A 25,250-nucleotide genomic window follows, 5' to 3' on the forward strand; every position below is an offset into this window, starting at 1 on the left:
GCTGGGCTATGGTCGACAAGCGGTAAGACTGAAGTCCCTGCGTCATGGACATAGGGCTGAGGGCCGGCAACCAGGACCTTACCACTGCATTGGTATTCGGCCGCCGAGCAAAGTCCCTTCATCGGTGGTTCACCGGGTGCCCGCGGTTTGCCCCCCGAACAGCGGGCACCCGAAATCATGGAGAGAACTGTGACCCTTATCCAAAGCAGACAGAACGTCGATGATGTCGCAGGGCGACCCGCAAACGACAATCAAACCCCTGACCCGACAGATTTCTCGGTGCTTGATCTCATTTCGTCGAGCGACGATGAGGTTGCTGCCCTTGTCAGGCGAACAGAGAACCTGGCCCTTGCCGTTATTATAGTAATGGCGATCTTCCTGATCCTTGCACCGGTGGTCTTCATTGCTCTGAGGTATGGGATCTAGGATGGGATCTGAGATGTCCCGATTAGCGCCAGTAACTCCCGATTTTGCGCGCTAATTCGGTTCTAGCGGCAGGCTTACATTAGCCAGAGTGAACGGAACGGGGTTCCGCGGCTCCCGGCGGGGTCGTGGCCAAGTGCGGTGCTTCTGGAAGATGGCAATCTTGTCGGGATAGGTAAGCCGGATCTCGCGTCCGCATCCCTCGCATCTGTAGTGGGCAACGACCTGAAACCAGCTGCCGTTTCTTGATAACGGCGAAGTCGCACTGCCGGATTGGAAGGTCAGACCAACCGAGGATAGGCTTTGAGAGAGGACATTGCAGCGCTTCGCTTTCTGACATTAAGGCAGCTTGGTTAGTCCACCGGCTCGACGACGAAGGATGCAGCAATTAAATCGTCGGCATCGATTCTGCCCTTGCCGTCCTCCAGAACGGCTGCGACCTTTTGAAAGGTCTTCAGTTCGCTCTCGGTAATCCGAGCGCCGCGCATCCTCTCATTGAGGCCAGCCACGCGCATTCGCAGCGCCTGCGACGCTCCAATCTCACGGTTCGACATGGTGATCACATTCCTCCCTTGCTGGCTACCCGCCGCACCTTTCGGCACGGCGGGCTGTCCTCCCAGTCGCTTTGGTCATTCGATGATTTTGATGATCTTGCGCGTGCCTGGGTCAACGACAACGGTCCGGTTGTCGACGACCACGTAGCGGTATTCGGTGTCGGGGACTTCATGAAGCTCGACCGTCTCGGGCAAGGTTGAGCCGATATTGAGTTCTACTCCAGGGATTTTCACCGACGCGAGCGGCTGCTTCTTCACATATTCCCTGATGACCGTTTCCTGTTCAGGCGCGATGACAACGTCCTGAGCGGCAGCGGCGCCGATACCTGCCAGCAGCAGAAATCCCGCGGCGAAAGTTGAAAGACGCATTCTCATAAATTGCCTCCTTGCGTGAGTTCTGTTGCGCTGCACGGCATCGTCTTAGGCCAGCCCCACCCAACCTCGGGCGGCCGCAAATGTTCCTTGATTGGGCTTCGGTCTTCTCAAAAGTAGGACCTAAGTCTGACCTTGCTGTCGAAAAGGACGAGGACGGGGTGCAGCCCGGAACCGCGACTGCCGGCACTCGTTGCTCGCCATGTGCTCATAGGAGGAGACCATGGAGAATAGTGTCCACCAAGCTCGCTGGTTACTTGCTCCGGTGTTCGCCGTATCGATTACGTTCCTGACGATAGGAATCATCGTTAGCTAGGGGCCGCCACCCGATTTGCGATCTGCGCAGCTAAGTCCCTTCCTGCGCTGATAACGGACCACCCGCCATTCCTCGATTTGGCGGGTGGTCCACAATCGGCTGGCCAAGTCCGCCCGGGCGAGGCCTGTCAGCCGTTCAAGGTCGCGAGGGCGGCATCACCTCACAGCAGGTCTTCGGCAACCCCGTCGAATTTCCTAAGGCCTACGCTTGGAGGCTTTTGCTTGAGAAGGCCCTGTTCAGATGCGGCCGCCTCGAAGGCAGCGAACGCAGCTTGGTGACTGCAATGTCCGGCCAAGCATTCCTCGACCATTCGGATTGCCTCAAGTCGGGACGGCTTGTCCATGAATGGCCATGGTTGCTGAAGCGCTTTCGCAGCGTCGGCTATCGACGCGATCGCCATCGATCTGTCATTCAGGTAGATCGTAATCGGTATAAACGCCGGCATCTTTGTCGCTCTCCAGAATTGAAGTGGATAAACGCGAAGATATGGCGAGGGTTGCATGAATGTTCGTCGGGGAGTGGTGCTCTTAATTCGCCGGCCAGTGCCGCGTTGCTCGGTGCCAGAGGCTGGACGTCCGAAGAGCCCTTGATCGTTTCGGTTCCCTGAACGGAGAGGCCCGCGCCTCACGGAGGGAGGGCGCGGGCTGATCGGAGCATCACCCGACCGGCAGCAAATCTTCAGAGGGACCAAGACCATGCAGAACGCTCCGAACTTCCGGCTTGAACATATGTTCCAGCGAAGGTCGAAAAAAGGCGGTGAAAGCAGGACCTATTTGGGTTGCGTCTAACGACCCAACGGCAGTTTTGACGCTGAGACAAGCTCGTCCTCGTCAGTGATACCGGCCGTATAATTTGCGAGGATCCGGGACGCGAGAGCCTCACGTAGCTGTTCGGAGTCGCCCTCACGCTTGAGCCGGTCGAACACACGGCCCAGCATAGCTACTTCGGATGCACTGAAGACGCCTAATTCATTAGCTTTTCGATAAATCGGCATACCACCCCCTCCGGCAAACGTTCTGCGCAAATAATACGATTCAGGACATCTCGGACAACAAAAAAGCGGGCCGCACCTTTTAGGCACAGCGGGCTAGACGCCTTCATCAGGTGCCAATTATATATCTGACAGAAAGCCCGCCTAGCGGTTAAATTCTGACGCTTGGTACCGACGCTAAATTCCCGCTACCGACCCTTTGCGGAAGTTCATTCGCCCTCGGACGAATTCACGCCCATGGCCCTTCTCGGACCTTGCCGCGGAGATGTTGACGGGCAAGTTCCGGTCGTTCAATGCCCATCGTCGCACGACACTGTGGATATCTCAGGGGCCACGCTTTCCCCATTCCGAGAATAAAGCCCGGCACGACAGCCGGGCTTTTTTCTGCACGAGATCAATAGCTGCTGAAGCACAGCCTAGCACAAGAATTCTTTGTCCTTGTCGCGTTGCCTGTTCATCGACAGCCGGATCAGTTGCCGCTCATTTTGGCGATCTCGTCGAGGCCGGCTTTGTAAATGCCGCTGATCACGTTCTTGGCCTCGTCATCCGACTGGCCCTTTGAGTCAAAGCTGCTTTTCCAGTCCACCCTGGTCCCATCTCCTTCTGCCGAGACGCTAATCGTGGCGCGGTAATTCTCGACGGGAAGCGGAGAGTCGATGATGTCATAGGTGTAACTGGTATCCGTCTGCTCGACGAGTTTCTCTTTGATTGCGCCGCCGTCAGTGGTCGTGAGCGTGCGATAGGTCGCGCCACCTTCTTCGCTCTGCTCGCACTTCGATACGGCGGGATGCCAGATCTGAATAGCGCAGAAGTCGCCGATCTTCTGCCAGACTGTATCCGGTTTGCCCGCCACGGTGGCGGAACTGGCGACTTCCAGCGCGGCGGCGGACCCGACCAGAAGACCCATCGCAGCAATAATGGAAACCAAGGTTCTTGGAGTTCTTGTTTTCATCTGCGGGTTCCTCCCTACGATAGCCCCCGCCACCATCTATTTTCTCATGAATGTCGGCTTCCCGATAGAGACTCATGCCCGAATACAACGATGGCGCGAAGGTCCGGATGTACGCGCACCTTGCTCGTTCCAACAGCCTCCCCCGTACGGCAAGTTTCCACCCAAAGCGGTATTCCCTTTCGGGTACCAAGCGTCAGATTTTCACCACTACCGCTTGGTAGCTAGGACCTTTGCTTCCCGGAGCAGCGATGCCCATTGAAGCCCAAGGAAGAAGATAAGCTCTCGGGCCTGTTCTTCGGCAATGCCGGTTTCTTTGACCAACCGTCGAACGGCTATTTCAATGTTGTTCGGCGCTCTATCCTGTTCCTCAGCCATAGGAGAACTCCTTACGCTGCTAACATCTCCATCTGGCGCTTGTTCCCGAGCGCGTGACTAAAAAAGCACCGAGCTATCGGCGGGCTCCTCTCACTGTGCACGACGAAGCCAGCCCATGAGGGGATTCGGTCCGATCCTCCACCGGACCTAAGTCTAATCTGTTCGCAAAACGGGCAAAGGCGCATCGCCACTCGGAACCGCGGCTGCGCGCAGTCGTTGCTAGGGTCCTTTCAACGTGCCCTTCGCTTGAACCCTGGTAGGAATACGGAAATGGAAGACAATCAGAATCGTTTGTCGGTCGACGAATATTACGAGGTAGAACATTTTGCGCGAGAGAATGGCATCTCGCCAAGCCAGGTCAACAGGCTGATCAAAAAGAACGGTAATGATCGGTCTGCCCTGACAAAAGCCGCAAGGGCGCTTCGAGAGCAGAAGTGAGATACCGGACCAACAACGAAGGCACGGGATATGAGGCAAGGACCACGACTTGTGAGTTAAATGAGAGAAGGACTCAAGCACGCCATAGAAAGTACCAACGAGCGAGGGCGTAGCCTGCCAAGCCCAACATACAGAGCGCATACAGAACCAGGAACAACGGAACCACGGACGGCTGGCTGTCGAGGGCGGCGTCAGCTTTTTCCAGTTCCTCGACCAGATTGCGATCCCGCTTGGCCTTCGTGACCAATAAACCGTCCGGCCCAATTTTACTCTCGGTTTCTCTCGAAATTCTTTTCGCGATATCGGCTCGGATCACTGGATCCTCTGGCAGGTTGCCCGGAAGCCACTCAGGAAGATTCTCGCCATCCTTTTTGTCCATGGCGCCAACAATGTGTTCCTGCCTCACTTACGTTCCTATGTAGAGGACCCGCCGCTACATTTGCGAAGCGACGGGCCTCCTACCCCATTCCCCCATACTGGGCCATGCAATTGCGGTGCCAGACGCATTGACCCATTGCGGGGCACCTTATGGCTTCTACGCAGCGGAATTGGCGCCATGTACTTCGTTCGAATGTTTCGGCTCCATTAGCTTGAGCGCACGCATTCCGCCAGCCAGGTGAGCGCCCCCCGAAGGCTCGCTGGTCAGGCCCAGCGGCCCATCCCCCCACAAGCCGCTGGGCCGCTGTCGAAATGCAGCTGCTCACCGGTTATCCCCCGCCGGGCCTGATGTCCCGATGTCACAATCAGCCGCCGTTAGCAGGTGCTGCCGGAGCGGGCGCGGCTGGAGCAGGTGCGGCCGGCTCTGCCGGAGCGGGCGCGGCTGGCGCTTCGACCTTGGGCGCTTCCACCGTAGGCGCTTCAACCCTGGGCACTTGAACCCTAACGTCGACGTCCTTTCCGTTGCCTCCGCCGTTGATGTTAATAACGCCGGTGAACAACAGCAGGATCACGATAGCGAGAATTGCGAGAACGACGGCGACAGCGGTGCCGGCGCCATTTCCGCCTGAGTTAACAACAGTGGGACCGTCAGCCATGACTACCTCTCCTATCCTGAATTATCACTGGTCGGCAACGGGACCGGCGGGCACTTAGTTCCGCCGCCGGGCTTTGGTCCATGACGCAGTAAGACTGAAGTCTTTGCGTCAGAGACAGAGGGCTGAGGCTGGCAACCAAGATCTTAGCAACGGATTGGTATTGGGCCGCCGAGCAAAGTCCCTTCATCGGTGGTTCACCGGGTGCCTGCTGTTTGTCCTTTTCGGCGGGCACCCGATATGACACCCTAACGGCGGAAAGAACTGTGACCCTTATCCAGAGCAGACAGAATGTCGATGAGGTCGCAAGCCGACCCGCAAATGACAATCACACTCCTGACCCAACAGATTTCTCGGTGGTTGATCTTGTTTCGTCGAGCGACGACGACGTCGCTGCAATCGTCAGGCGCACAGAGCGCCTGGCCCTTGCCGTGATTATCGTAATGGCGATCTTCCTGATCTTTGCACCGGTGATCTTCATTTCTCTGACGTATGGGATCTGAGAAGTCCCGATTGACGCCAGTAACTCCCAATTTACGCGCTAATTCGGCCGCCTTCCATTAGCCCGAGTGAACTGAGCGTGATTCTGCAGCTCCCGGCGGGGTCGTGGCCAAGTGCGCGTGCTTCTGGAAGATCGCAATTTTGTCGGGGTAGGTAATCCGAATCTCGCGGCCGCACCCCTCGCACTTGTAATGGGAAACGACCTGAAACCAGCTGCCGTTCTTGATGACGGCGAAGTTGCATTGCGGACATTGGAAGGTCAGGCCAACAGAGAATAGGTTGGGAGAGAGGGACATTGCAGCGCCTCGCATTCTGGGGAGCTTGTAGGCGGTTTGGCTAGTCCAGCGGCTCGATGACGAAGGATGCGGCAATCAAATCGTCGGCATTGATTCTGCCCTTGCCGTCCTCCATGACGGCTGCGACCTTTCGAAAGGTCTTCAGTTCGTTGTCGGTAATCCGAGCGCCGCGCATCCTCTCGTTGAGGTCGGCCACGCGCATTCGCAGCGCCTGCGACGCTCCAATCTCACGGTTCGACATGGTGATCACATTCCTCCCTTGCTGGCTACCCGCCGCACCTTTCGGCACGGCGGGCTGTCCTCCCAGTCGCTTTGGTCATTCGATGATTTTGATGATCTTGCGCGTGCCTGGGTCAACGACAACGGTCCGGTTGTCGACGACCACGTAGCGGTATTCGGTGTCGGGGACTTCATGAAGCTCGACCGTCTCGGGCAAGGTTGAGCCGATATTGAGTTCTACTCCAGGGATTTTCACCGACGCGAGCGGCTGCTTCTTCACATATTCCCTGATGACCGTTTCCTGTTCAGGCGCGATGACAACGTCCTGAGCGGCAGCGGCGCCGATACCTGCCAGCAGCAGAAATCCCGCGGCGAAAGTTGAAAGACGCATTCTCATAATTGCCTCCTTGCGTGAGTTCTGTTGCGCTGAACGGCATCGTCTTCGCGCCAGCCCCCACCCAACCTCGAGCGGCCGCAAACGTTCCTTGATTGGGCTTCGGTCCCCTCAAAGGTGGGACCTAAGTCTGACATTGCTGATCGCAAAGGACGAGGACGGCGTGCAGCCCGGAACCGCGACTGCCAGCCACTCGTTGCTCGCCATGTGCACAGGAGGAGACCATGGAGAATAGTGTCCACCAAGCTCGCTGGCTACTCGCTCCGGTGTTCGCCGTATCGATCACGTTCCTGGCGATTGGAATAATCGTTAGCTAGGGGTCGCCCGATTTGAGATCTGCGCAGCTAAGTCCCTTCCTGCGCAGATAAGGGACTCCCCACCTTTTGCAAGGCTAATTTTTACCCAGCTACCACTCTCATCCATGCCGGCCTTTGAGGTCGGGTTGCGGCGCAGCACTGCGCTGCAGCCCTGCCTCGCGGCGAGCAGCGGGTGTGCAAGCGGAGTGGGCGCCTTCGCGGGGAACCGGCTGCAGGGAGCGAAGCGACCGAAGCTGGGCGGAAGGCGCTCCGAAGCGCGCCGAGGGCGGAGCCCTAAGCCCATCAATGCTTCAACTCAAAGGACAACCTTCCATCTTCTCGGACCGCCGCGAAGTTGTGACCCTGAGCCGTCATTTGAAGAGCGCGGGCTAACCTTCCGAAACGGGGCGAAAACCGGGCGTTCCCAAGACAGGTGTGGCCAGTTCATCCCATGGTAGAGATGGACGCCAGGCGAAACGCCAACATCCACGCCGGCACATGCCGCGCTGTGCTAGCCTCGCACAGCATGCTCTGCGAAGCCTAAGAATGTCCTGGCGGCGCGCTCGCACTGCGTCAAGGTTTATTTGAAGCGCGGTTGGCTTCAGCAGAGTATACTTGATTTCGGCCTTTGCGGAGGGCCACAGCGATGCCTCAGCTACACGCGCGTGGCGTTGACCTCGTCGTCGATCTCCTGGGCGCATCAGACCACGTTGAGCGTCTGACACCCCGCGAAATCAGAACTCTCCTACGCGAGGCAGCGAGCGTGCTGGGCGAAATCTTGAAGCGCGATATTGGCGAGGAACGCCGGGACGGCGATCGACCTTCGAGGAACATTTCCTAAGGAAATTGCGTTGTTTGGATAGGCGTTATCTCCCTGCCAACGCTCATACAACGTGACAGGTGGAAGGACTTCTTCCGTAAGTCGGTCCTTCCTTTGCTGTATGATGCTCGCTTCCATTCAATGCGAGTAGTTGGTGCCCCGACGGGCGGCGCCGAGCGCCGCCCAAATACCGGCTTGCGCCGCCCAAATACCGGCTGACTGATAGCTTTAAGCCAAGATCACGACAATCTCATAGGTGTCCGGATCCCGAATGAAAATTCGCCCGTCAGCCAGGACGAACTGCGTGTCACCCTGCACGTCTGCCGGTCCGTCCAGGCTGACGCCGGTTCGGATCGCGACATTAACTTCGGGGTCTTCGACCCGCTTGCGTCCACGCCATAGGCGAGAAGCACAAACGCCTTGGTCCCAATGGGTACATCGATCAAGGGCGGGAACTAGTCCGGCGCCTCACTTGGCTCCCAGGATCTCCTTGAGTTCTGCCACCTTCTTCATGCACCCTTGTTCGTCGCCAGCCTCGGACATCTTGCGGGCGTCGGCCATCATTTGGCTGGGATCCGCGCTTTGAGTACGAGTCTTGCCCGTCACCTGCTCCTGATGAGGCGAAGTAGCTTCCACTTTCCCGGCCGTTGATCCGGTGATTTCAGGGGCGCCGCCCTGTTGCTTGCCGGGCAGAAGCTCCTCCTGGTGCTTGGTTACCGGCGCGCCTGATTTGCTGGTGCTTGCGCCCGTCTCTGCGGAGACGACCTTCTGTTCGAGCACTTCCAGTTCTTGGCTGCAGTCAGCAAATGCCGGCGAAGCGAGCACAAGGGCGAGTGCCGATGCCAATGCGATGCGTATGGACATGTGAACCTCCAATCTGAGATTGTTCCTGTTCGAAATAAGGGGTAGACGGGAAACGGTCACAGACACGAAGGGTTCCTTGTGGCGGTCCATCTACAGCTACGGTCAGGACCTGCTGCCTCAAAAGCCACAACGCCGAACACGCCGGCCTGAGGCCCGATAGTCTCGTCTTCACATTGGTGGTTTTCAATCCCCGTGCCGCGAAGCTGGGACTGTCAGGTTACTGAGCAGTTTGTTCCGGCGCAGTCGAGCCCGTCAGCTTTGGACGTCTTGGGTTCGCAGGGCGCGCGATCGAAGGCGGGCATGGACATATAGTTCTTTCTTCGATGCGGCCGTCGCGATCCAGCAGTCGCCTTAAAGCTTCCTCTCACTGGATTCGAGCTTCGGAGTCCATCCCGTGTCTAGCACGGCGCGCCAGAGTGCGTAGCTGGAGCCTTCCCACGGTACACGATAAGAGGAGAGCTTTTCGAGTACAGATATTCGGCCTGGGAATGGCTACGAAGTGGTCGAAAACGGGTATCCACTACACCACCACGTGAAGTCTGCATTTGGCGCGCAGCCTGCTCGTTGCAGCGAACGATACGCAGGAAATCATCGAAAGCCGTCGCATCGCCACTTTCAATTTTACTACGCCGGTCACCGCTCAGGCTCCCTTGTCGTCGTCGAGACGCTGCGCGATTTGGGAGCTTCGCGCCTCGACGACAACATTCACGCGGCAGCCGCCTGCGGCGTGCGGTCTTCGTCAAAGAGCTCACCGGTTTGCAATATGGCACAGGCAACGCCGATCAGACGGCTGCCGACGGACCTCAGTGCACGGGCGTGAGAATGTCCTCGTTTCCTTAAAGCGCTGTAGCGGTTCCTACTGTGGAAGTCGTGCAGCACCGCCACCCTGGCCCAATGATAAACAGCCGGGCGGAGCCGATGCGGGCACGCCTGCCGCATGAAGACCAAGTATTGTTTGCACTAGGAACGCCTCGACAGCAAGCGGAACCCGCTCGCATTTTATGTCTGCGGTGAGCCGGCATGAAGACGAAGGCCTCTTCTTCGCCGGCATCTGCCAGACTGCCTCACCTGCGGGTGTGGCAAGGTGTGGCGCCCGTGGCAACTGCACTGCCTCACCACCACCCCTTTAGGGGTGTGGGGTGTGGCGGGGCAACGTAGCCGGGGCAATATCAGGTGAGGCAAAACACTTACATATGATTGCTGGCGGGGGTGTTGGCATCGATCTTCGTCATGCGTTCCCTCGCCTCGCTCACGCGCCTTTGCTCGGACCGTATGCGGTCGCACAACGCGAGATTGACGGCGACGCAGCCATCGTCCGCCAACTTCGCATGCTTAAGCGAGCGCTCGGCTCGTTTTACGCGCAGCCTGGCATTGGCCAATTCGAAGCTAAAAATATCGATCATCATCATACCGCTTCGTTTGCGGTCCCTTCGATTGTTAACCGGCTTCGATCCCATTTGTTCCGACCGCACGCGGCGCAGCGCCGGGACGGAGCGATCTGACTGTGCCGGGGAAGTCCCCACCTCGCAACCAAGCCGCGGGGCCGTCCCCGCTAGAGCGGAGCGCGCTGTCTCGGATATTATCAATCTCTTGACTAAGATCCCACCCGCTCCAAAATCCTATCCATGCCGCGGGAGATTAATATCGGCGACAAGGTGGCGATCATGGCCACGGTGGGCAAGCGTATCGAGGATCGCGTGACCCTGCATATCTGGACGGCAAATCAGTCCTATTCAACCATCGATCCGAAGGCCAAGCCAGGCGACAAGATCAGGCTTGAAGGCGAGGTCGTACACGTTGACGAGGAGTTGCGCCGCGTAACGGTGCAGGTGCTCGGGCGGATCACGGTCGATGCCAGCTCGGTCGAACTGGTGAAAAAGTTCCGCCGACCGAAAGGCACAACGCCGCTGCCGACCGGCTAGGCCAGCTTCTGGACTCTGGCCCGGAATGGCGGCATTCTCTCATCGGGGAGAGCGGGCGTGGGCAAAGACCACCGTTATCAAGGCGCCCTGGTGTCGCCTAGTGCTCTTGTTCAAAGCTGGACCTGCCAGCTTCGCCGAACGTGCTCTCAGATAAGCTCTTGCGACGAAGCCCGATGGTATCTCGGCAACTGCTCGTGGGGTGGGAAGCTAGACCGCGACAAAGACGGCATAGCCTGTGAAACCCTTTGCTGAAATGCGCAGCACCTAACGTGCCTACGCGGCGTCCCGCAGAACGAAATACGCTTGCTCGTCCCCAACTGACTGCTGGGCCGACATCTAGCGAGGCTGCAGTGGCAGCGGCAGAGACGACCCAAAACAACGGCGCATCCGAAACAAATCAGTCCAGCAGACGTCATCAGCGTCCTTGTCGCCGGCCTTGCGCTGGCCACCCATCACGCAGGGGCGCTCGCCCGCAAAGCCCGAGCAGCGATTTACCATGCCAGCGCCGGAGGCGATCATCGCCCGCACCCCCTTGATCACCCCAGTGGCCAGGCACCCTACAGGTAGCCGTACGCCGTCCAAGCGGCCATGGAACCGCTCGACCGATCAGGCCGGCCGCGCCTTATAAAAGCGGCACCAGCCATCCGGACTGATTTCACCAGCGACGATCTCACATGCGTTCGGCTCAAGGAAATGCTTGCAGCCGCCGCACCGGCGACCCTTGTTTGGAGAATCCTGATAAAGCACCACAGGCTTTGGCGTTGTTCCCGCGCCTCGCGCCGTAGGCTGGCCCGTCATGCAGGAAGCAAGCCCACCTGCACCGGCAATCGCCGCGCCGGTCATCGACACCTTCAGAAATTTCCGGCGAGACAGCGTTTGGCTTGGCTCACCGTGTGCCGACCCGCCGTTTGCCGCACCACGATCGTCTTTCATGATCTTTCCTCCCTTAGCAACCCAAAGAAGCGCCGGTGCCGTCAAGTGCCGGGTCAGATCGATTTGAGGTACTCGATCAGTTCACTCTTTTCCTGATCGGTCAGATCAAGGCCCAGATGGCCGTCATAGTGTTCGACAACATCGTTGAGCGTGGCGAACCGCCCGTCGTGGTAAAAGCCGCCTTTGTGGATCTTCTCGATGTCCCAAAGGGCTCGCAGCGATGCCGTCCGGTAACGCTCGTCTGGGGACCGCATCGCCTGGAAGTCGTCAATCCCTATCTCGTCGGCCGTATGCAGGTTCCAGCCCGGTTCCGTGAAGAGCGGCGGGACGTGGCAAGTGCCGCATTTGGCCTTATCGTTGAAAAGTGCCTCACCTTTTTCCGCGGCCGCGCTGTTGAAGGCGCCCTCCGGCGGTTTCGGTGTCGGCAGCGAGAGCTGATAGAAATGGAGCGCCGGCAACTTGGCTGTAATCCGGTCCTGCTTGTCCTGCTTGTGGCCCTGCTTCGTTCGTGCTGCGACCGGATACTTCTCGGCGTCATCAAGGCGCGGATCGTAAAACACGCCTTTCCCGTGCATTTCGCGATTGCCGACATACGCGTTCCAGTAGCTCACCGTGCCCCAGGCTCCGGTCCATGTGTGGTTGTTCACGCCGGCCAATCCGAATGCCGGCGGATTGAGCGTGGCGGCCGTCTTGCCGTCCGGACGGAACGCCTTGCCGTCGAGGTTCAGTTCAGCATCGAATTTCCCGGGCCCCCATGCCTCAACCGCCTTCTTCACCTCCGCTTCGGATATCTGCAGCATCTCGGTGAACGCAGTGAGATCAGGCGCGAAGGCGACGATCGCCCCTATGTTGAGGTCGCGGTTGGGCCAGCCGTCCAGCCTATGCCCGATGCCCGGCGCATATGCATCGTCGACCGTCGAATGGCACAGGGCACATTGTATGCCGACCGAAGTCAGCGTCTTTCCGTCCTCGGAGAAGAACCCGGTCACGCCGACAACGGCATTGGCTTTGAGTAGGAGAAGCGTGCTTGCAGGATCGGTAAGGTCGACCTCACCCTTGTCGAGCGCTGCGGCCACGTCTTTCGGAACGGCGTTGACGTCGACCTTGAGGCCAAGTTCGAGAGCCTTTTCCGGGCTGAGGCCAAGTCCGACCCCGCCCAGTTTCTCCCCGGCGATCGCCTCATGGAGCTTGAGCTTGCCGCCCCAGAAATCCTCGCTGCCGAAGGTGTCGAAGCGGAATGTCTCGCGGCCTTCCTCGAGATATCGCTTGGCCTGCTCGGCGGCAGCATTGTCGAAATCCTTCCCGCTTATTTTTCCTTTCGAGCTCATTTGAGCCGCGGCGGGGATCAAGGTTGAAGAGAGCAGAAGGGCGAAAATTATCCCTGTACCCTTAAAACGCTTAGGCATGACACGTCCCTCCCAAAGACGATTGCCAATCGGCGGTCATCTCGGGTTCGCGGGTTCTGGCCGCGCGAAACGGAATGCAGCCGAATGAATATAAACGTTGCAGGCGATCAAAAAATTCCGTCACCCGGATCGCTGGGCGTCTCCAGTAACAGTTGGGATGAATCCAGACCATCCGATACCGCGCCCCAGCGTGCGCGGTCTTGTCCCGCAGAACGCGACGTCGACCCTGGCGACGAACCAGGAGCATATGAGAGCCATCTACCTGATTGCAGGTTCTTGGGCTCGCCGAGCACGTTGACGGGATCTTCTACCCCGCAGAGATGGGCTGCCGAAAACCCGAAGGGCATTTCTTCCAGAAGATCGGCCTGCGCACGGGCCGCGTTCCGAACAAAATCTCGCTCGTTGATGACACTCTTGCGATCGTCGCCGCGGCAGAAAATGCGGGCTGGAAAGCTGCTCACTGGACGGGCGAGTCGCCTCTCCAAGCTATTCTGGCCGGCTTCTCCGAGCAATCTGCGCCATCATCCCCTGTCGATTCGGCTGTTCCAGTTGGGGCCGTAAGCAGATCGGAAGCTTTCGAGCATCCAGTTGGCAAAAGCAGCCATTCAGCTAACGACCCAATCTCGGTCGTTTAGGGTGTCATAAACGTCCAAAAACCCTCAATCCGACTACTTCGGCTGGCACGCAGACAGCCCGCTTCTGCACTCAGCGCCACCGACAGGAAACCTTTTGCACGAGTTGACCGTTGTGGCCACAAGACAGAGGAGAAGGTTGAATGGCATCCGTCCGGTACATCGTTGCGGACGTTAACGAGGCGGTCGCGTTCTATCGAGACAATCTCGCTTTCAAGATCGACAAGCACAATCCGGGCAAGTTCGCCGCGCTGCTGCGCGACGACTTGACGCTGTATCTCAGTGCCCCCGGTGCGGGGAGCGGTGGTCAGGCGGGCGGCAATCCGAAGCCGGGCGGGTGGAACCGATTTATGATCGTTACGAACGAGATCGATGTCCTCATTGAGCGGTTGCGCCGGGCTGATGCAAGATTCCGCGGCGAAATCAGCGACGGCGGTGCCGGACGCGCCATCTTGCTCGAAGACCCGTCGGGCAACGTCATCGAGCTATTCGAGTTCAAGAAGGACTGAGAGCCTGACGTAAAGCTGATCGCGGCTGTTGGTTTTGATACGTCTGCTTTGGTCGTGTGTCGCGTTCCGCCACCGACGGCAAATTTTTGGCCGGTATGCGCGCTGGCGCCCCCACAGACAATCATTAGAGATCTTGTCGGCGCCTTCGAGCCTCTCATTCAAGTCATAAAGAATGAGGGTGGCGTAAGTTCAACCGTGCGAACTCCGTCAGCGCTGGGGGGATCGATCTTCGTCAACCGCGATCTGGCCTCAATTACGCGCTGTTGCGCAGCCCGTATCCTGCTGCACAGCGCGATATTGATGCCGACACCGCAGTCATCATCCAGCATCTCGTTCGCACGCTCAAGGGAACGCTCGGCCCGATTAAGCCGCTGTCGTGCTCGCGCCAGTCCCATATCTAAAAGTTCCATTATTCCAAATCCATTGCGGTCCCTTCGATTGGTAAACCGCTTGTGGTCGCCGTTGGTTCCGGCTGTTCGCGAGCGTGCAGCCCAGACGTTGATGTGGTTGGCACAGTTCTGGAGCGAGAGTGGTGGCGCCGGTGGCCTGAAGGTCGCGACGAATGAAATCGCCGGCTCTGTTCAACCCGCGCGACGTCCTTCAAAGCTGGGGGGATCGATCTTCACCAAGCGGTCTGCGGCCTCGACCGCAGTTCGTATCCTGTTGCGCAGCGCGAGGTTCTCGGCCAGCATTTCTTCAGTGCGTTGAAGCGCGAGCTCGGTCCGGTGGATGCGCTGCCTGGCATTGGCAACTTCCGATGTCAAAATGTCGGCCACCGTCCCGTGGCCCTGGGGTTCCAAAGTGTCCATGGATTTCTAACACATGGGGGCCGATATCGTTCCCTGGTTTGACAAGTGCACTTCGGCCTGCTTCGCCGGCCGCTGCGATTGCGGGGCGATCGGCAACGACGTCCTGCAGAAGAGCCGGACGTTTCACATCCCCCTCATGATGAAGGACGGCGCCCCTTCGCAACCGGCGAGCAGCATCGCGACTAGTTCCCAGTTAATCCGGTAGATCATCGATCGTCTGCCGACATATCCGCGCCATTGCCTGGACAACCGCCAAGGCTGCCATTGTGCGTTTCGTCCTGCCTCCGTTGCGATAGTTGCCGTTCCGCTTGCCTTCAGGTGCGCCACCGCCCGCACCGTGCATGCGACAGACTGCGCTGCCCCTCACCGCTGGCGATCGACACTGGCAACCCGTCCGCTTCGACCGAGCATGACACCGAGGCGCTAGGTTCATGAGGTTGACGTTATTTTTTTCCGTCACCCTGCCCCCCATGCGAGACGTTGCCGACAATAGCTTGGCCGCCTTCGTTCACCGTGACGTGCTTCACGGTGACGTGCTGCTGGCCGCCCGTGCGGTATTTCTTTAGGGCTTCGACCTGGGCCGCGAATGTCCTGGTGAGCTTGTTGAAAGCACGTTCGGCGCTGTCTTGCTGCCTGCCGCTGAAACCAGCCGCCTGCATATCGGGTGGGGCCCCACATTCGACCACACCCCCGCCTTCGGCAATCTGCCCCCCGGGACGACATCCACTACCACGTGGAACGCATCGCGAGGGTCATCGACCGCCTAGAGCACCCCACGGCCTCACAATGAGCCGCACGCCGAGCGCCGCCGGTTTCCGCCATAGTCATCGTACACGGCGTCAGCCCCGCGTCATCGACTGCAGGATGGCCTGCATATGCTCTTCCAGGTCGAGTTCGCCCCGCGCCTCAACAGTCAGCAGGTACTCGGCCTTGGCCCGGCGGTCGCTTCGGCTGATCGCAGGATAGGAGCAGATGGCCAGTAATGCTTCCTCTTCAATCCGGTCTGCCGTCTTGCGGTCGTGGCTGTTGCTGCCCGCTCGATGAAGGACCCTGTGGAGCGCGTCATAGGCGGCCTCATGGGCTCCGAACAGCGCCTGCAATTCGGGTGAGGCACCTTCCCCTTCAGCAGACGTCGGCTCAACGACCGAGGCTACGGCGATGAACGCAAAAAGTGTACGGCGGGTGATTTCGGGCATGCCTCATATCCCTGCTGTCTGATCATGCCCCCACACCATAGCACCGGCGCAATAGTTCGGAGAGGTGCTCTGGGACGCGACCGCATTGTCTGCTGACAAAAAGTATCCGCTCCCGCAGCGGCGTCACATGAACCGCTGTCCATGTCCCGCCCCACGCGCCGGCGATGCCACGGCGATTGAGTGCCGCCGCGATTTGCCGCAACGGTTTAACTCCGCTCGCCTGAACGCGGCCGGGAGAAAGTTGACGGACAACAAAATCGTCCTAGGTGAGCTGCTATCTCAGTGGCCCGCGAACTGACGAGGGGAAATCGCCGTCGACCTCCAGCTCCGACCAAGGTGAAACTGCGCAATTGCAAATGCGTCCGGCTTCCGCGAACATTGCTGGACCCCATCAAGGGCCCGTAGCGGCCGACCCGAAACTGAGCGCTGGCTTCCCGGCCCGCTGTCCTGGCGGCCTCGCCTTGGATCCAGCCAGCGACCTTAAAGTCGAAAGGGAGGAATAACCGATGAACCTGACAAAACACCTTGCCGGTGTGGTGATCGCGTCGACCTGTCTGTGTGCGCCCGCGCTGGCGCAGACCAAGTTGACCATGTGGTATCACGGCGCCGGCAATGAGGTGGAGTCGCGAATCCTCAAGCAGATCATCTCCGACTTCAACACCAGCCAGTCCGACTGGACGGTGACCATCGAGAGCTTCCCCGAGAAGAGCTACAACGATTCCGTCGCGGCGGCAGCCCTGGCGGGCAACCTGCCCGACATCCTGGATGTGGACGGTCCCGTCATGCCCAATTGGGCCTGGGCCGGCTATCTGCAGCCGCTGCCGATCGACGAGAGCGAGTTCGCCGACTTCCTGCCCGGCGCCAAAGGCGTGTGGGACGGCAAGCTCTATTCGGTCGGTTTGTGGGAGGCGGCGGTGGCGCTTTTTGCACGCCAATCGACGCTGGATGAATTGGGCTTGCGCACTCCGACCCTCGACAAGCCCTGGTCGCGCGAGGAATTCATGGCCGCGCTCGATGCCGCCAAGGCCTCCGGCAAGTATGAATTTGCCCTCGATCTCGGCATGAACGACCAGGCCGAGTGGTATTCCTATGCCTTCTCGCCGTTCCTGCAGAGCTTCGGCGGCGACATTGTCGACCGTTCGACCTACAAGACCGCGGAAGGCGCGCTGAACGGCGAAGCTGCGCAGGCGTTTGGCAAGTGGTGGCAATCGCTGTTTACCGGAGGCTATGCGCCTGGCACCAGCGAGGACCCGGCCGATCAGCAGACCGGTTTCATCGGCGGCAAGTTCGCCTTCCAGTGGAACGGCAATTGGCGCGCGGTGGAGACGATGGAAGCCGTGGATGACGTTGTCTTCCTTCCAGCCCCCGATTTCGGCGCCGGCAACAAGATCGGCGCGGGATCCTGGCAGTTCGGCGTGTCGGCCAAGTCCAGGCATCCGGAAGGTGCTGCCGAGTTCATCAAGTTCGCCGCGCAGGACAAGTACCTGGCCGCCTTCTCCGACGGCATCGGCCTGATCCCGCCGACCCCCTCGGCGGCGCAGATGACGAAGAACTACAGGGATGGCGGCCCGCTCGCGATGTTCTTCGACCTCTCCAAGGCACAAGCTCTGGTGCGCCCGGTCACCCCGGGCTACGTGGTCCAGGCCAAGGTCTTCACCAAGGCACTGGCCGATATCGCCAATGGTGCTGACGTGGCCGACACGCTTGACGCGGCGGTCGACGAGATCGACGCCGACATCGAAAGCAATGGTGGCTACGGTCACCGCTAGTTCTGTCGCGCCGGGGTCCTCGCCAGCCGCGGACTCCACCCTCTCTGGCTTGCTAGGCGGATACCGCAAATGGCGTCGAAACTAACCCTGTCGAACCGGGCGGGCTGGACATTCGCCCTGCCGGGCTTCGCACTCATCTTCACATTCATCGTCCTGCCGTTTTTCTTCGCGATCGGTCTGTCATTGACAAATCAGCGGCTGCTGTCACCGAACCCCACCCAGTTCGTCGGGTTGGAAAACTATCAGCAGCTCCTGGGCCTTGCGGTGGTGACCCTCGAGCCAGAGCGCGACGATGCTGGCGAAATGATCCGAAACGAGGCTGGCGAAATCCAGTATCCCCGCCTGCGTGCGATCACCCGTGGCGACGACTATCCTCAGTATCGCGGCATGCGCGAGTGGTTTCGCTGGCAGTCCGGCGAAAAAGTCATGATCGTCATCGCCAGCGACGTTGTGTTCATGAAGGCGCTGGTAAACACCTTCCTGTTCGTCCTGGTCGTGGCGCCGGTACAGGGCAGCCTCGCGCTGATGATTGCTTTGCTGATCAACCACAAGGTCAGGGGCATCAACCTGTTCCGCACCATCTACTTCATGCCGGTGGTGGTCTCCATCGTCGTGGTCTCGCTCCTCTGGCGGTTCATCTATGACGGCCAGAACGGGCTGTTGAACAGCATCCTCCAGGCCCTCACCTTCGGCCTCTTCCAGCCCGTCGACTGGCTCGGCAATCCCTCGACCGCGCTGCCCGCAGTCATGGCCATGTCGATCTGGCAGGCCGTCGGCTTCCATATGGTCATCTGGCTGGCGGGGTTGCAGACGATCAGCCCGACGCTCTACGAGGCCGCCGCCATCGAAGGGGCTTCGAGCTGGCAGACCTTCCGCTATGTCACCTGGCCGGGCCTGCGCAACACCGCCGTGCTTGTCCTTGTCGTGATCACCATGCAAGGCTTCGCGCTTTTCGCCCAGATCGACGTGATGACCAATGGCGGTCCGCTCGACAGCACCCAGACCCTCGTCTTCCAGGCGGTCGAGCGCGGCTACGGCAAGCAGGACATCTCCGGCGGCTCGACCATCTCGGTCATCCTGTTCGCGATCGTGCTGGCGATCTCACTCATCCAGCGCTGGCTGACACGGGAGCGTTAAGATGGCCTTCAATCCCGACAATTACGGCCTCAGGCTGTTCGTCCGCTATCTGGTGCTGTGCCTGATCGCGCTGATCTTCATCTTTCCGCTCGTGTTCATGATCAACTCGAGCTTCAAGCCGGACAATCAGCTTCTCGCGGACACTTCCAGCCTGCGTGCCTTCCTGCCCGTCGGCGACATCAGCCTCAACAACTATTTCGGAGCGTTCCGGCGGGCGCCGGTCGGCCTGTTCGTCCTGAACTCGGTTCTGGTCACCGGGGCGACCGTCCTTCTCTCGTTGCTGATCTGTTCGCTGGCCGCATTCTCCTTTGCTTTCCTGCGGTGGAAGGGGCGCGATGTCCTGCTCTCGATCGTCATCGCGACGCTGATCATCCCTTTCGAGACCATCGCTATCCCGCTCCTGCTCCTGGTCTCGAAACTGCCCTGGATCGGGCTTGATGGGCTGCATTGGGGCTGGCTCAATAGCTACCGGGTGCAGATCATCCCGTGGATCGCCGACGGGCTGACGATCTTCCTGTTCGTGCAGTATTTCAAAGCGCTGCCGGGCGAGCTGATCGAGGCAAGCAGGGTGGAGGGCGCCAATTGGTGGCAGGTCTACTATCGCGTCGTCATGCCGCTTTCAGGGCCGGTTCTGGCGACTGCCGCCATCCTGAAATTCCTCGTCATGTACAACCAATATCTCTGGCCGCTCATCGTGGTGCAGCAGGAAAGCTATCGCCCGGTCATGGTCGGCCTCGGCTACTTCTTTCAACTCAACGTCGCCTGGGGCGAAGTCATGGCTTATCTCACCCTTATCACCGTCCCGGTGCTGGTCTTCTACCTGTTGCTGCAGCGCGCCTTCATCGCGTCGATCGCCTCGACCGGCGTGAAGGGCTGACGCCGCACATGAATCAGGAAACGGGAGCCATCGCACATGGCTGAGGTCTCACTCAAGGGCGTCAAGAAATCCTTCGGTCGCGTCGAAATCATCAAAGGCGTCGATATCCACATCAACGACGGCGAATTCGTCGTCTTTGTCGGACCGTCGGGCTGCGGAAAATCCACCTTGCTGCGCATGATCGCCGGACTCGAGGACATAACCGAAGGCACCCTCGAGATCGGCGGCCGGGTGGTCAACCAGCTCCAGCCCAAGCAACGCGGTGTTGCGATGGTGTTCCAGAACTATGCCATCTTTCCGCACATGACCGTGCGCGAGAATATCGCATTCGGCCTTACAACCGCGGGCGCTTCCAGGCAGGAAAAGCAGCAGAAGGTCGCCGAGGCCGCACGCATCCTGCAGATGGAACATTTGCTCGACCGCCGCCCAAGTCAGCTTTCGGGCGGCCAGCGCCAGCGCGTTGCCATTGGGCGCGCAATCACCCGGAAACCGGCCGTATTCCTGTTTGACGAGCCGCTCTCCAACCTCGATGCCGCACTGCGCATGGACATGCGCATGGAAATCGGCCGACTGCGCAGGCAACTGGGCACAACGATGATCTATGTCACCCACGACCAGGTCGAGGCGATGACGCTGGCTGACAGGATCGTCGTGCTCAAGGACGGTCAAGTCATGCAGATCGGAGCGCCGATGGAGCTCTATCACGAGCCGGCCAACAGGTTCGTAGCCGGCTTTCTGGGAGCCCCGTCGATGAATTTCCTCAACGTCGACGTCCTCGACCTCGATGGCGAAGCGGCAATGGTTGGCAACCAATCCCTGGAGCCGATTAGGGTAGCGACCAGAAGGCGCTCCTTCCGCAAAGACGGCAAGGCCATCCTGGGTGTCCGTCCGCAGTACCTGCGGGCGGTGCAGTCTGGAAAAGGCTTGCTGCATGGCATCGTGGCACATGCCGAGCGATTGGGCAGCGAGACGGTCGTGGACCTGACGCTTCGCGATAACGGCGAACTCATTGCGGCCTTCAATGAAGACAAGGTCTTTGAACCAGGCGACGCACTCGAGCTCACGTTCGACACGGCCTTGGCCCACCTCTTCCCCGACGAAGTTGAGTTGCAGACGCACTAGCATGAGCAACGACAACAAGATGCGTCGGCGCAATTCGCGGGTGTCGATTCCGGAACCCGGAACAAACCTGCCCGGAACAAACCTGCATGGCCGCGAGTTTCTACTTTTGCGAGAAGTGAGGGAAAGCCATGTTCAGACTTGTTTTGGCGACAGGCGTCGTAGTTCTCTTTTTCGGTGAACCGGCCTTTGCCGCAGACGGAAGTCCGTTGCCGCCGCAGAATGCCAAGAAACTGTCGGAAATAATCGCCAAGGTCGAGCAGCGCGACGACTTTCGCTACGTCGACGAGGTCGCCTGGGACAGCGGCGCCTACACCGTTATTTATTACACGACCGACAAGGCGAAGGTCGAAATCAACTATGATCCGGTGACAGCCGAGCCCAAATAGATCGCCGCATCCCCTGGCGGCGCGGCCGGTTCCGGCGCCCGCTCTCCCTGCGTTAGCGTCCTCAGATCGCCGGCGAGCGCACTGCTTCCGTGCTGTCGAGTGCCTGCTGCAGCCGCGTGTCGCGGTCGTAGACGTCGCTGAAATATTCGACTTTGCCGGACATATCAGGCCAGGCAGTGAAATAGGCGACATAGACCGGGATCCTGCGCGCTACCTTTTCGGTCGCATGTCCGTGCTTCAGCTTCTCCACGATATCGTCGACCGAGGTGCCGAGCACGGCGGCCGCCATGCCGCGCGGATCCTGCAGGCGAACGCAGCCATGGCTGAGCGCGCGCATGTCACGCTGGAAAAACGTCTTTTGCGGCGTGTCGTGCATGTAGATGGCGTGCTTGTTGGGGAACAGGATCTTCAGTTCGCCCAGCGCATTGGCCTCGCTCGGCAGCTGGCGCACGCCATAAGGTATTTTTGCGCCATAGGCGCCCCAATTGACCGAGGAGGAGGGAATGCGTTTGCCACGCGCGGTGACCACTTCGTAGCCGGCGCGGTCGAGATAGCCGGGATCCCTGCGCAGCCGAGGCAGCATCTCGTTGACGAGGATCGACTGCGGCACGCCCCAATAGGGATGGAAATCGACCTGCTCGAGCTGATCGTAGAAGAAGGAAGTCTGGTTGGTGGTCTTGCCGATGACGACGCGGGTCTTCAGCTTCTCCTCGCCATTCTCGATGTAGCTCGCGGTAAAGGCCGGCTGGTTGATGAAGACACGCGGGCTGCCGAGATCGGATGGCAGCCAGCGCAACTCTTCCAGCGCGACCTGCACCTTTTGAATCTTGTCGGCCTTGGACGTCCCGACCAGCGCCGCGACGGTGCGCGGACCGATGACGCCGTCGCCCTTCATGCCAGCCTTTTTCTGAACCGCCTTGATGACCGGCACCAGTTCCGGGGCATAGACCTCGCTGGTGGCGAGCCTGGCCAATATCTCGCCATAGGCGCCGCCCATCTCGTCGTCGAGATTACGCGCGATCTTCGTCAGAAGCTTCGGCAGTTCGGGGCTGCTCTCCTCCGGCTTCAGCAACAGCTTGGGATCGACGACGATCTCGTCGTCGGCGCTGGCCTGAAGTGATTCCAGTTCGACACGCAGCGCCTGATATTCGGCGTTCTGCGGATGCCGCGATTCGAGATAGGTGCGCACTTGCTGGGTGCGTGTCAGCGTTTTCAGCACGCCTTCCATGTCGAGCGGCTTGACCGGGAAATCATAGTAGCCGGTGATGCGATTGGGATCGACACGGCCGCTTTGCGCGTCGTGGACATAGCGCAAGACGCGCGCTGACAGCGCCATCTCGAAGCGGACGAGCTGCTTCAGCCGCGCATCGGCGCTGCCGGTCGATGCGCCGGCGGCAGGCACTTCAACCGTATAGTCGGCCGGCGTGAGGCCATAGCTCGTCGCCTCGCCAAGCACCCGCACCGCATCTTGCGCGCGGCTGTTGGCATTGGCTCCCGTCACCCAGACGAAATCCGGATTGGCCGAGTAGTAGGCGACGAGCGCCTTGGCGATGTCCTTCTCGGCGTAGAGTTCGTAGTCATCGAGTCCGGCAATGGCTTCGCGGAAGGCGGCGCCGGTGGCGGACGATGGCTGGAAGGCGGCGTCCTGTGGCATTGCCGGTTCCGGCACTGCCGTCAGCGCCGAGAAGTCGACGCGCACGAGCGGATCGATCTTGTAGGTGTAATAGGACGGGCTGCTGATCCGAGAGGCAGCGGGCGCCGTTGCACTTGGCTTGTATTTCGGCCTCTGCCTCGACGGCGGCAGGGGGAAATCGCCTCGCGGCGAATGCCTGACACCACCGCCGAAAAGCCTCTCAAAAAACCCTTGCGCGTCTGCCTGCGGCACGCCGAGGGCCAGCATTGCCGCGACCGCCGCAAGCGGCATCACGGTTGCTTTGTTTCCGAGGAATTTCATGGAATCACCCGTTCCGGCTGCAACCGGCTCCCGTTCCGCATCGCTTGACGGTCTCGCCCACCGCATCATGGATGTAGGGCGCGACTACACTGATTCATACTGATTTCGTTAAGCTTTCATAAATTTCAGAAGGTCTCTGTTGCAGAACAGTTTCACAACGGTAGCAGCCGAAGCGAATTGGGCCCGCTCCGGCTCCAGAAAACAGCGCTCAGGTCGGGCGTTGGCGCCGCCGGCGATGGGAATCAACTCGACCAGCCTCTACGCCGCATTCGGCTGCAAGGAAGCGTTCTTCCTCGAAGCGGTCGATCTCTGCACACAGGTCGAAGCCGTCGCTGTTCAATGCAGCGATACCGGCTCCCGGTGTTCGGCAACGAAACCGACCGCACGCTCGACCACGCCCTTGTCGGCAAGGATGCGGCGGTGGCCGAGCCCGTCGGCCCAGTACAGCCGCACATGGTCGCCGGCGCCGGCATAGAGCCTTGCATGGTCGGCGGACACTTCGCGGTCGTCCGGAGCATGGATGACCAGCGTTGGCACCGGCGTGCTGGCAAGCTGGCGGTCGCCGGTGAATTCGTGCAGCGGCCGGCCGGCGATGCGTTCGACCCGGTCGGCCATGGCGGCCTGCGAGCGTGGGCCGACACTGAGCATGCGGCTGAAATCGTTGAAGATAGCCGGCAGCGAACTCGGTGCCGCGATCAGCACCAGCCGCCCGGCCGCCAGCGGCGGAATGTCCTTGACCGAACCGGAGACGGCATTGGCGGCGACGGCACCGCCGAAGGAATGGCCGACGACCGCCACGAACGGGCCGAACCATTCGCCGGTCAGCCGTGCGGCTTCGACAGCGCTGACCAATGTGAGCCGCCGGCCCTGCGATTGGCCGTGGCCCGGCAGATCGAGCGAGACAACCTTGTAACCGGCGTCACGATAGGCTTCGATCAGCGTGCGCATATATTCGGTGCGCGAACGCCAGCCATGGATGACGAGCACCGTCCCGGCGGCCCGCCTGCCCGGCTCTGTCCTGAATTCATGCACCATGACGCAGCCGTTTTTGGTCTTCAGCCGATGATGGCGCGCCTCGGCCATGAAGCCGGCGGCGCGGTCGACGGCGCGTCGCTCGCGGTCGCTGAGAATTTTGGCGTTCGGCGTGCGGCAGAACAGTTCGAATGCCGCGCGCCCGGTCAGGCGGGGAGCCACATGTTCGGCGGTGGCAAACACGCCCCGGATGACCTTCAATCCAAATGATGCCATAGTGGCGATCCATCCATTCGTTCAAGCATGAACATAATAGTTCAAACATGAACATTAAACAAGATCTGCCCTGGGACAACCCGCGTTTTCGCAACTGGGTCGCGGTGGCGCGCGCCTGCCATGTGCTGGAGCGCACGCTGGCAGTGAAGCTTGCGCCGCTGGACCTGAAGCCGGCGCAGCTCGACGTGCTGATGAACCTTTATCGCCATCCCGGCATGTCGCAGCACGATCTCGCCCGCCGGCTGCTGGTCGGCCGCTCCAACATCACCATGCTGTTGCCGCAATTCGAGGCACGCGGCCTGCTGCGCCGCGAAGGCGATCAAAAGGACAAGCGCGTGCTGCGCCTGACCCTGACCGAAGCCGGCACGGAACTGCTGATGCAAGCGCTGAAGGTCCATATGGCGCTGATCGAGAAAGCGATGAGCCAGTCGACGCCGGAGCAATGCGACATGATCGGCGAGCAGATGCGCAAGATTGCCGACGTGCTTAGGGAAGCGTGACTGGAGCA

General features: G+C 59.9%; 31 protein-coding genes. 13 read left to right on the plus strand and 18 right to left on the minus strand.

Translation table 11 applies throughout. From position 1 onward, the window contains the following. The first annotated feature begins 189 nt into the window (after positions 1-189). Positions 190-426 carry a hypothetical protein gene (locus tag AC0L16_RS05365; protein WP_473619456.1) on the plus strand — a complete coding sequence of 79 codons (237 nt, stop codon included), beginning with the start codon at positions 190-192 and terminating at the stop codon, positions 424-426. A 350-nt stretch (positions 427-776) separates the two neighbouring features. Here the strand turns inward: AC0L16_RS05365 and AC0L16_RS05370 are convergent, their stop codons facing one another. The 5 genes from AC0L16_RS05370 to AC0L16_RS05390 form a co-directional block, all read right to left on the minus strand. Continuing rightward, a complete protein-coding gene (locus tag AC0L16_RS05370; RefSeq protein ID WP_473619737.1) occupies positions 777-977 on the minus strand; it encodes a hypothetical protein in 201 nt (66 codons plus the stop codon). Between the two features lie 75 nt (positions 978-1,052). Beyond that, positions 1,053-1,352: a DUF1236 domain-containing protein gene (locus tag AC0L16_RS05375; protein WP_473619457.1), complete on the minus strand. Its 300-nt coding sequence runs from the start codon at positions 1,350-1,352 to the stop codon at positions 1,053-1,055. A gap of 473 nt (positions 1,353-1,825) precedes the next feature. Next, complete coding sequence (locus AC0L16_RS05380; protein WP_473619459.1) at positions 1,826-2,362, minus strand: DUF982 domain-containing protein; 537 nt, start codon at positions 2,360-2,362, stop codon at positions 1,826-1,828. Positions 2,363-3,125: 763 nt separating this feature from the next. Then, positions 3,126-3,608, minus strand: a complete 483-nt coding sequence (locus AC0L16_RS05385; RefSeq protein WP_473619460.1) for an SRPBCC family protein — start codon at positions 3,606-3,608, stop codon at positions 3,126-3,128. A gap of 207 nt (positions 3,609-3,815) precedes the next feature. Next, the gene (locus AC0L16_RS05390) at positions 3,816-3,983 is read right to left on the minus strand and encodes a hypothetical protein (RefSeq protein WP_473619462.1); all 168 of its coding nucleotides are present in this window, start codon (positions 3,981-3,983) and stop codon (positions 3,816-3,818) included. 270 nt (positions 3,984-4,253) lie between these two features. Between AC0L16_RS05390 and AC0L16_RS05395 the strand changes: the two genes are divergently transcribed. After that, positions 4,254-4,421: a DUF3606 domain-containing protein gene (locus AC0L16_RS05395; protein WP_473619463.1), complete on the plus strand. Its 168-nt coding sequence runs from the start codon at positions 4,254-4,256 to the stop codon at positions 4,419-4,421. Positions 4,422-4,494: 73 nt separating this feature from the next. On the opposite strand, the gene AC0L16_RS05400 is transcribed toward AC0L16_RS05395, so the two are convergent. Then, entirely contained in the window at positions 4,495-4,800 is a 306-nt protein-coding gene (locus AC0L16_RS05400; protein WP_473619464.1) for a hypothetical protein, read from the minus strand. Between the two features lie 364 nt (positions 4,801-5,164). Then, a complete protein-coding gene (locus AC0L16_RS05405; RefSeq protein ID WP_473619466.1) occupies positions 5,165-5,455 on the minus strand; it encodes a hypothetical protein in 291 nt (96 codons plus the stop codon). A 263-nt stretch (positions 5,456-5,718) separates the two neighbouring features. Here AC0L16_RS05405 and AC0L16_RS05410 point away from each other — a divergent pair, with 263 nt between their 5' ends. Continuing rightward, positions 5,719-5,955: a hypothetical protein gene (locus AC0L16_RS05410; RefSeq protein WP_473619467.1), complete on the plus strand. Its 237-nt coding sequence runs from the start codon at positions 5,719-5,721 to the stop codon at positions 5,953-5,955. Between the two features lie 334 nt (positions 5,956-6,289). Here the strand turns inward: AC0L16_RS05410 and AC0L16_RS05415 are convergent, their stop codons facing one another. The 4 genes from AC0L16_RS05415 to AC0L16_RS05430 form a co-directional block, all read right to left on the minus strand. Beyond that, the gene (locus AC0L16_RS05415) at positions 6,290-6,490 is read right to left on the minus strand and encodes a hypothetical protein (RefSeq protein ID WP_473619469.1); all 201 of its coding nucleotides are present in this window, start codon (positions 6,488-6,490) and stop codon (positions 6,290-6,292) included. Between the two features lie 75 nt (positions 6,491-6,565). After that, on the minus strand, positions 6,566-6,865 hold the full coding sequence (locus AC0L16_RS05420) for a DUF1236 domain-containing protein (RefSeq protein ID WP_473619457.1): 300 nt from the start codon (positions 6,863-6,865) through the stop codon (positions 6,566-6,568). Between the two features lie 1,581 nt (positions 6,866-8,446). Further along, positions 8,447-8,842: a hypothetical protein gene (locus tag AC0L16_RS05425; RefSeq protein ID WP_292408494.1), complete on the minus strand. Its 396-nt coding sequence runs from the start codon at positions 8,840-8,842 to the stop codon at positions 8,447-8,449. Between the two features lie 1,187 nt (positions 8,843-10,029). Continuing rightward, on the minus strand, positions 10,030-10,251 hold the full coding sequence (locus AC0L16_RS05430; RefSeq protein WP_473619470.1) for a hypothetical protein: 222 nt from the start codon (positions 10,249-10,251) through the stop codon (positions 10,030-10,032). A gap of 216 nt (positions 10,252-10,467) precedes the next feature. Between AC0L16_RS05430 and AC0L16_RS05435 the strand changes: the two genes are divergently transcribed. Both AC0L16_RS05435 and AC0L16_RS05440 read left to right on the plus strand, forming a co-directional pair. Continuing rightward, entirely contained in the window at positions 10,468-10,764 is a 297-nt protein-coding gene (locus tag AC0L16_RS05435) for a hypothetical protein (protein WP_473619471.1), read from the plus strand. Positions 10,765-10,854: 90 nt separating this feature from the next. Then, positions 10,855-11,016: an excalibur calcium-binding domain-containing protein gene (locus AC0L16_RS05440; RefSeq protein ID WP_473619739.1), complete on the plus strand. Its 162-nt coding sequence runs from the start codon at positions 10,855-10,857 to the stop codon at positions 11,014-11,016. A gap of 354 nt (positions 11,017-11,370) precedes the next feature. On the opposite strand, the gene AC0L16_RS05445 is transcribed toward AC0L16_RS05440, so the two are convergent. After that, complete coding sequence (locus AC0L16_RS05445) at positions 11,371-11,697, minus strand: twin-arginine translocation signal domain-containing protein (RefSeq protein WP_473619472.1); 327 nt, start codon at positions 11,695-11,697, stop codon at positions 11,371-11,373. A gap of 53 nt (positions 11,698-11,750) precedes the next feature. Continuing rightward, on the minus strand, positions 11,751-13,025 hold the full coding sequence (locus AC0L16_RS05450; protein WP_473619473.1) for a hypothetical protein: 1,275 nt from the start codon (positions 13,023-13,025) through the stop codon (positions 11,751-11,753). Between the two features lie 344 nt (positions 13,026-13,369). Here AC0L16_RS05450 and AC0L16_RS05455 point away from each other — a divergent pair, with 344 nt between their 5' ends. Further along, a complete protein-coding gene (locus AC0L16_RS05455) occupies positions 13,370-13,738 on the plus strand; it encodes an HAD family hydrolase (RefSeq protein ID WP_473619475.1) in 369 nt (122 codons plus the stop codon). Positions 13,739-13,878: 140 nt separating this feature from the next. Next, positions 13,879-14,244, plus strand: coding sequence for a VOC family protein (locus AC0L16_RS05460; protein WP_473619476.1), 366 nt, complete (start codon positions 13,879-13,881; stop codon positions 14,242-14,244). Between the two features lie 581 nt (positions 14,245-14,825). On the opposite strand, the gene AC0L16_RS05465 is transcribed toward AC0L16_RS05460, so the two are convergent. The 3 genes from AC0L16_RS05465 to AC0L16_RS05475 all read right to left on the minus strand — a co-directional run bounded on the left by AC0L16_RS05465 (position 14,826) and on the right by AC0L16_RS05475 (position 16,249). After that, positions 14,826-15,053 (minus strand): hypothetical protein, encoded by a 228-nt coding sequence (locus AC0L16_RS05465; protein WP_023803181.1) that lies wholly within the window; start codon positions 15,051-15,053, stop codon positions 14,826-14,828. A 443-nt stretch (positions 15,054-15,496) separates the two neighbouring features. After that, the gene (locus AC0L16_RS05470) at positions 15,497-15,712 is read right to left on the minus strand and encodes a hypothetical protein (RefSeq protein WP_473619477.1); all 216 of its coding nucleotides are present in this window, start codon (positions 15,710-15,712) and stop codon (positions 15,497-15,499) included. A 180-nt stretch (positions 15,713-15,892) separates the two neighbouring features. Continuing rightward, the gene (locus AC0L16_RS05475; protein ID WP_473619479.1) at positions 15,893-16,249 is read right to left on the minus strand and encodes a hypothetical protein; all 357 of its coding nucleotides are present in this window, start codon (positions 16,247-16,249) and stop codon (positions 15,893-15,895) included. Between the two features lie 506 nt (positions 16,250-16,755). Here AC0L16_RS05475 and AC0L16_RS05480 point away from each other — a divergent pair. The 5 genes from AC0L16_RS05480 (at position 16,756) to AC0L16_RS05500 (ending at position 21,540) form a co-directional block, all read left to right on the plus strand. After that, on the plus strand, positions 16,756-18,018 hold the full coding sequence (locus AC0L16_RS05480) for an ABC transporter substrate-binding protein (protein ID WP_473619480.1): 1,263 nt from the start codon (positions 16,756-16,758) through the stop codon (positions 18,016-18,018). A gap of 69 nt (positions 18,019-18,087) precedes the next feature. Next, positions 18,088-19,155: a carbohydrate ABC transporter permease gene (locus AC0L16_RS05485; RefSeq protein ID WP_473619481.1), complete on the plus strand. Its 1,068-nt coding sequence runs from the start codon at positions 18,088-18,090 to the stop codon at positions 19,153-19,155. A gap of 1 nt (position 19,156) precedes the next feature. Beyond that, entirely contained in the window at positions 19,157-20,032 is an 876-nt protein-coding gene (locus tag AC0L16_RS05490; RefSeq protein ID WP_473619483.1) for a carbohydrate ABC transporter permease, read from the plus strand. A 36-nt stretch (positions 20,033-20,068) separates the two neighbouring features. Then, a complete protein-coding gene (locus AC0L16_RS05495) occupies positions 20,069-21,154 on the plus strand; it encodes an ABC transporter ATP-binding protein (protein WP_473619484.1) in 1,086 nt (361 codons plus the stop codon). Positions 21,155-21,282: 128 nt separating this feature from the next. Further along, positions 21,283-21,540, plus strand: coding sequence for a PepSY domain-containing protein (locus AC0L16_RS05500; protein WP_473619485.1), 258 nt, complete (start codon positions 21,283-21,285; stop codon positions 21,538-21,540). A 61-nt stretch (positions 21,541-21,601) separates the two neighbouring features. Here AC0L16_RS05500 and AC0L16_RS05505 read toward each other — a convergent pair whose 3' ends face one another. Both AC0L16_RS05505 and AC0L16_RS05510 read right to left on the minus strand, forming a co-directional pair. Next, on the minus strand, positions 21,602-23,494 hold the full coding sequence (locus tag AC0L16_RS05505; protein ID WP_473619486.1) for a L,D-transpeptidase family protein: 1,893 nt from the start codon (positions 23,492-23,494) through the stop codon (positions 21,602-21,604). Between the two features lie 336 nt (positions 23,495-23,830). Then, a complete protein-coding gene (locus tag AC0L16_RS05510; RefSeq protein ID WP_473619487.1) occupies positions 23,831-24,742 on the minus strand; it encodes an alpha/beta hydrolase in 912 nt (303 codons plus the stop codon). A gap of 47 nt (positions 24,743-24,789) precedes the next feature. Here AC0L16_RS05510 and AC0L16_RS05515 point away from each other — a divergent pair, with 47 nt between their 5' ends. Beyond that, positions 24,790-25,242, plus strand: a complete 453-nt coding sequence (locus tag AC0L16_RS05515; RefSeq protein ID WP_473619489.1) for a MarR family winged helix-turn-helix transcriptional regulator — start codon at positions 24,790-24,792, stop codon at positions 25,240-25,242. Positions 25,243-25,250: the final 8 nt, after the last annotated feature.

The sequence above is a fragment of the Mesorhizobium sp. WSM4848 genome, from assembly GCF_055811375.1.